We start from the raw sequence: 5,582 nt of genomic DNA, 5'->3' as shown, positions 1-5,582 counted from the left end.
GGCCCGGCCGCCGTCGCGCAGCAGCCGGGCGAGCGCGGTACGGGGCGCCTGCCGGGCGGTGCCCCGGCCGAACAGCTTGCCCGCACCGGCCGGTCCGAGCACCCCGGCGAGCACCAGCGGGGCGACGGCGCAGACCAGGGCGCTCACCGTCGCCTCCCCGCACCGGGCGCGACCGCGACGCGCACGAGGTCCACGGAGCCGTCGGAGGGCCGCCACGCGCCCAGGACCTGGGCGCTCTGTCCGATGGTGAGCCGGGACAGATCGGCGGTGGGCGAGGCGTCGCCGTACGAGGCGCTGGTGGTCCGCGCCATGAGGTTGCCGACGATCTCGTGCTGTCCGTGGGCGAGATGCAGCCGGGTCTTCTCGATACCGCGGATGGTTGCGTGGAGGTTCACGATGTTGACCCACACCGCGTCGGCGGCGAGGGTGCCGTCGGGCAGGGGGAGGCCGCGGGCATAGAGCCCGTCGCCGGTCTCGATGTCGGCCGCGGTGGTGGCCCGGGCCTTCCAGACGCTGGTGGCGTTCGTGACCCGCACCCGGGAGTGGTCGCCGTAGGAGCCCGCGACCTCCAGGACATCGTGGTTGATCGCGGTGATCCGCCCCTCGGCGAAGGCGCTCTCGGCGACCGCGGGGTCCAGGGGGCGGATGGGTGCGGCGAACGCGGCGTCGGCGTCCACGGCGCCCAGGGCGGTCGCCCCGATGACCCCGGTGCCGAGGGCTCCCGCGCTCAGGGCTCCCGTGCCGATGACGGTGGCACCGCGGAGGGCGGCGGCGGTGAGGAAGCGACGGCGGTCGAGGGGGTCGCCGGTTCGGTAGGCGCTCATGGCCGGGCCCGCCTCATTCGAAGATGGAGACCGGCAGGGTGCCGGAGCTCAGGCTGCCGATGGCGGAGAAGGCGGCGGGGGTGAGGTCGATGACGCGGTTGGTGCGGCAGACCCCGTCGCAGCAGGTGGACTCGGAGCAGAAGCTGCGGGTGCGCGGGCCGCAGTCGCTGACGGTGACACAGACGCTCGCGCCCGAGCAGTCATGGCGCACCTTCATCATGGAGCCGCAGCCGCGCCGGGGTATGTCCTCGCCGCACAGGTCCGGCCGGGTGAGGTCCCAGCACGCCTTGGAGGCGTTGGGCCAGGCCGCCTGAAGGGCGCTGGAGCGACAGGTGCCACACGCGCCACCGCCCGCCGAGGCGCACGGACCCCAGGCGTTGCCACAACAGAACCAGGTGGCCTCGCCGTTCCAGAGCTTGGTCGATCCGCACGCCATGCCACTGTCCTCCCGGCTTCGGTCCGCCCCTCGGAGCAGCACCATCATCCGTGGGGCCGGGGGCGGCCGCCACGGGAAGGCGTCCGGTCGGGGCCCCTACAGCCGCTCAATGATGGTGACGTTGGCCTGGCCGCCCCCTTCACACATCGTCTGTAGCCCGTACCGGCCGCCGGTGCGCTCCAGTTCGTGGAGGAGGGTCGTCATCAGCTTGGTGCCGGTGGCGCCGAGCGGATGGCCCAGGGCGATGGCGCCGCCGTTGACGTTGACCCGGTCGGGGTCGGCGCCGGTCTCCTTCAGCCAGGCCAGTACGACGGGGGCGAACGCCTCGTTGATCTCGACCAGGCCGATGTCGCCGATGGTCAGTCCGGTCTTCTTCAGTGCGTGCGCGGTCGCCGGGATGGGCGCGGACAGCATCCGGATCGGGTCCTCGCCGCGCACCGACAGATGGTGCACCCGGGCGCGCGGGGTCAAGCCGTGCTCCCGTACGGCCTGTTCGGAGGCGACCAGCAGGGCCGAGGCGCCGTCGGAGACCTGTGAGGAGAGCGCGGCGGTGAGCCGGCCGCCCTCCATGAGCGGCTTGAGGGCGGCCATCTTCTCCAGGCTGGTGTCCCGGCGCGGCCCCTCGTCCATCCGGACGTCCCCGAACGGGACGACCTCGCGGTCGAAGCGGCCCTCGTCCATCGCGCGCAGCGCCCGGCGGTGCGAGCCCAGGGCGAACTCCTCCATGGCCTCGCGGGTGATGCCCCACTTCTCGGCTATCAGCTCGGCTCCGTAGAACTGGCTGACCGGCCGGTCGCCGTAGCGCGCCCGCCACCCCTCCGAACCCGCGAAGGGGCCTTCGGTCAGCCCCAGGGGTTCGCTCGCCTGGCGGCTGGCGAAGCCGATGGGCACCATCGACATGTTCTGCACCCCGCCCGCGACCACCAGGTCCTGGGTGCCGGAGAGCACCGCCTGGGCGGCGAAGTGCAGGGCCTGCTGCGAGGAGCCGCACTGCCGGTCGACGGTCACGCCCGGGACCTCCTCCGGGAGCCCGGCGGCCAGCCAGGAGGTGCGCGCGATGTCCCCGGCCTGCGGGCCCACGGTGTCCAGACAGCCGAAGACGACGTCCTCGACGGCGGCCGGATCGGCGCCCGAGCGCTCCATCAGCGCGCGCAGGACATGCGCGCCGAGGTCGGCGGGGTGGACGGCGGCGAGCCCGCCCTTCCGCCGCCCCACCGGCGTCCTTACCGCTTCGACGATGTATGCCTCGGGCATGTCAGCTCCTTGGGTTCCCTCACGTCATGACGGTCTTACGGTCGCTCTTGCCGCTCTCGCGGAGTGATGCCGTCCAGGACCATCGACAGGTACTGGCGGGCGATCTCCTCGGGGCTGTGCTGTCCGCCGGGCCGGTACCACGAGGCGGCGACCCATACGGTGTCGCGCAGAAAGCGGTACGCCAGCCGGATGTCGAGGTCGGCGCGGAAGACCCCCTCGGCCACTCCGCGCTCCAGCGCGCCCAGCCACGCCCGCTCGAACCTGCGCTGCGACTCGGTGAGATAGCCGAAGCGCGGCTGGGCGGACAGGTGCTTCGACTCCTTCTGGTAGATCGCGACGGCGGCGCGGTGCCGGTCGATCTCCCGGAAGGACTCGGTGACGAGTGCCTCGACGGTCTCCCGGGGGCCGAGTCCGGCGCCGAGCACCGCCTCGTATCCGGCCCAGAGCTCGTCCAGGAAGGTGGAGAGGATCTCGTCGACCATCGACTCCTTGGAGTCGAAGTGGTAGTAGAGGCTGCCCGCGAGCATCCCCGCCTCGTCCGCGATCCGGCGGACGGTGGTCGCGTTGTACCCCTGGGCGGCGAAGACCTCCGCCGCGGTCGAGAGCAGTTCGCGCCGTCGCTCGGGGGACGGGCTCACGGTCGTCTTCTTCTCGCTCTTCTTCGCACTGTTTCCGGTGGAAGCGCGGGTCCTGGTGGAATTCGGCACGTTCTCATTCTCGCCTCATGCGTGCTGGCTGCTCACGGATACCGTCTCGCCGGTCATATACGACGAGTAGCCGCTGGCCAGGAAGACGATGACGTTGGCCACCTCCCAGGGCTCGGCGTACCGGCCGAACGCCTCGCGCTCGGTGAGCGCGGCCAGCAGCTCGGGGGTGGTGACCTTCACCAGATGCGGATGCATGGCCAGGCTCGGCGAGACCGCGTTGACCCGCACCCGGTAGGCGGCGGCCTCGACCGCGGCGCAGCGGGTGAGCGCCATGACGCCCGCCTTGGCCGCCGCGTAGTGCGCCTGGCCCGCTTGGGCGCGCCAGCCGACGACCGAGGCGTTGTTGACCACCACCCCGCCGTGGCCGCCGGCCTTCATCCGGCGCAGCGCGGCGCGGGTGCAGCGGAAGGTGCCGTTCAGGGTGACGTCGATGACCTTGTCCCACTGCTCGTCGGTCATCTCGGTCAGCAGGGCGGTGCCGCCGAGCCCGGCGTTGTTGACCACCGCGTCCAGCCGTCCGTGGCGCTCCTCGGCGAGGTCGTACAGCGCGGCGATCTGGGCCTCGTCGGTCACATCGCTGGCGCATCCGGCGACCCGCTCCTCGCCGAACTCCTCGGCGAGCGCGGCCACCGTCTCCTGGAGCCTGCGCCCATGGGCGTCACCGAGGACGACCCGCGCGCCCTCCTCCAGGAACCGCCGGGCCGTGGCGCCCCCGATTCCGGCGCCCGCGGCAGCGGTGATGACGGCCGTGCGGCCGGTGAGGAGGCCGTGGCCGGGAACGTACGGCGCCTTGTTGTCCATCACGACGCCACGGTAACCTACCAAACACTTGTTAGGGAAGCTCGGCCGAGGGAGGTGACGCACCGGTGGACCTGGATCTCACCGAGCGGCAGACGGCGTTCCGGGCCGAGGCCCGGCGGTGGCTGGCCGCGCACACGCCCACCGCTCCCCTGCCCTCCCTGGAGACCGCCGAGGGGTTCGCGGCGCATCGCGGCTGGGAGCGCACCCTCGCGGCGGACCGCTGGTCGGCGGTGACCTGGCCCGAGGAGTACGGCGGCCGGGGCGCCTCGGTGGTCGAGTGGCTGCTGTTCGAGGAGGAGTACTACGCGGCGGGCGCGCCCGGCCGGGTGAGCCAGAACGGGATCAGCCTGCTCGCCCCCACCCTCTTCGAGCACGGCAGCGCCGAGCAGCGCACCCGGATCCTGCCACCGATGGCGCGCGGCGAGACGATCTGGGCCCAGGCGTGGTCCGAACCGGAGTCGGGCTCCGACCTCGCCTCGCTGCGCTCCACCGCCCGCCGCACCGATGGCGGCTGGCTGCTTACCGGGCAGAAGACCTGGTCGTCCCGGGCGGCCTTCGCCGACCGGGCCTTCGGCCTGTTCCGCAGCGATCCGGCGGCGGACGCACCGCACCGGGGGCTGACGTATCTGATGTTCGCCCTGGACGCGCCCGGTGTGACCGTGCGCCCCATCGGCCGCCTCGACGGCAAGCCCGCCTTCGCCGAGCTCTTCCTGGACGAGGTGTTCGTGCCGGACGAGGACGTCATCGGCGAGCCGGGGCAGGGCTGGCGGATCGCGATGAGCACGGCGGGCAACGAACGCGGGCTGACCCTGCGCAGCCCCGGGCGGTTCACCGCGGCGGCCCGGAAGCTGGTGGCGCTGTGGCGGGAGCGGGCGGACGCGCCGGACGACGAGACGGCCGCCTCGCTGCGCGACCGGGTCGCCGACGCGGTGATCGGCGCCCGCGCGTATGAGCTGTTCGCCTACGCGGGCGCCTCCCGGCTGGCCGCCGGGGGTTCGCTCGGCGCCGAGTCCAGCCTGAACAAGGTCTTCTGGTCGGAGCTGGACATCGCCCTCCACGAGACGGCCCTGGACCTGCTGGGCCCCTGCGGCGAACTGGCCGACGGCGCCGACGACCCGGCCGCGCCCGGCGGTTGGTCCGACGGCTATACCTTCGCCCTCGCGGGCCCGATCTACGCGGGCACCAACGAGATCCAGCGCGACATCATCGCCGAGCGGCTGCTGGGCCTGCCGAAGGGGCGCCGGTGAGGCTCCGGTGCCGGTGCGGACCCGGTGACGAGCTCAGTGGCTGACGAGGGGATCCCCGGATGAGGTTCATGCTCGATCAGGCGCAGACGGACTTCGGCCGCACCGTGGACCGGATGCTCGGCGCGGCCGATACGCCGCACGCCGTCCGGGCGTGGGCGCGCGGGGAGCGTGCGCCGGGGCGCGCGGTGTGGGGGCGGCTCGCCGAGGCCGGGGTGACCGGGCTGGCCGTACCGGAGGCGTACGAGGGGGTCGGGCCGCTGCCGGTGGAGCTGGGCGTGGCGTATGTCGCGGCGGGGCGACATGCCGTGCCGGG

General features: G+C 73.1%; 7 protein-coding genes. 2 read left to right on the top strand and 5 right to left on the bottom strand.

The features are described from left to right. Positions 1–143: 143 nt before the first annotated feature. From KN815_RS45740 to KN815_RS45720, 5 genes are all read right to left on the bottom strand, one after another. Positions 144–824 (bottom strand): cell wall protein, encoded by a 681-nt coding sequence (locus KN815_RS45740; protein ID WP_216347698.1) that lies wholly within the window; start codon positions 822–824, stop codon positions 144–146. A gap of 13 nt (positions 825–837) precedes the next feature. Further along, positions 838–1,260, bottom strand: a complete 423-nt coding sequence (locus KN815_RS45735) for a septal ring lytic transglycosylase RlpA family protein (RefSeq protein ID WP_014056993.1) — start codon at positions 1,258–1,260, stop codon at positions 838–840. A 96-nt stretch (positions 1,261–1,356) separates the two neighbouring features. Then, on the bottom strand, positions 1,357–2,514 hold the full coding sequence (locus KN815_RS45730; protein WP_216347697.1) for an acetyl-CoA C-acetyltransferase: 1,158 nt from the start codon (positions 2,512–2,514) through the stop codon (positions 1,357–1,359). Positions 2,515–2,549: 35 nt separating this feature from the next. Further along, a complete protein-coding gene (locus KN815_RS45725; RefSeq protein WP_301184705.1) occupies positions 2,550–3,221 on the bottom strand; it encodes a TetR/AcrR family transcriptional regulator in 672 nt (223 codons plus the stop codon). 15 nt (positions 3,222–3,236) lie between these two features. Next, the gene (locus tag KN815_RS45720) at positions 3,237–4,022 is read right to left on the bottom strand and encodes an SDR family oxidoreductase (protein ID WP_216347699.1); all 786 of its coding nucleotides are present in this window, start codon (positions 4,020–4,022) and stop codon (positions 3,237–3,239) included. A gap of 65 nt (positions 4,023–4,087) precedes the next feature. Between KN815_RS45720 and KN815_RS45715 the strand changes: the two genes are divergently transcribed. Further along, positions 4,088–5,269, top strand: coding sequence for an acyl-CoA dehydrogenase family protein (locus KN815_RS45715; protein ID WP_216347696.1), 1,182 nt, complete (start codon positions 4,088–4,090; stop codon positions 5,267–5,269). A 59-nt stretch (positions 5,270–5,328) separates the two neighbouring features. Next, on the top strand, positions 5,329–5,582 hold a 254-nt coding region (locus KN815_RS45710), incomplete at its 3' end, for an acyl-CoA dehydrogenase family protein (protein WP_216347695.1).

It is taken from the genome of Streptomyces niphimycinicus (assembly GCF_018883605.1).
Taxonomy (GTDB): domain Bacteria; phylum Actinomycetota; class Actinomycetes; order Streptomycetales; family Streptomycetaceae; genus Streptomyces; species Streptomyces niphimycinicus.
Note: the sequence above shows the minus strand (reverse complement) of the source record. Positions and strands in the feature narration are given on the sequence as shown.

Excerpts from the sequence above, each read along its gene's own strand:
- KN815_RS45740 (WP_216347698.1), bottom strand. The coding sequence starts at position 824 with ATGAGCGCCTACCGAACCGGCGACCCCCTCGACCGCCGTCGCTTCCTC.
- KN815_RS45735 (WP_014056993.1), bottom strand. The coding sequence starts at position 1,260 with ATGGCGTGCGGATCGACCAAGCTCTGGAACGGCGAGGCCACCTGGTTC.
- KN815_RS45730 (WP_216347697.1), bottom strand. The coding sequence starts at position 2,514 with ATGCCCGAGGCATACATCGTCGAAGCGGTAAGGACGCCGGTGGGGCGG.
- KN815_RS45720 (WP_216347699.1), bottom strand. The coding sequence starts at position 4,022 with ATGGACAACAAGGCGCCGTACGTTCCCGGCCACGGCCTCCTCACCGGC.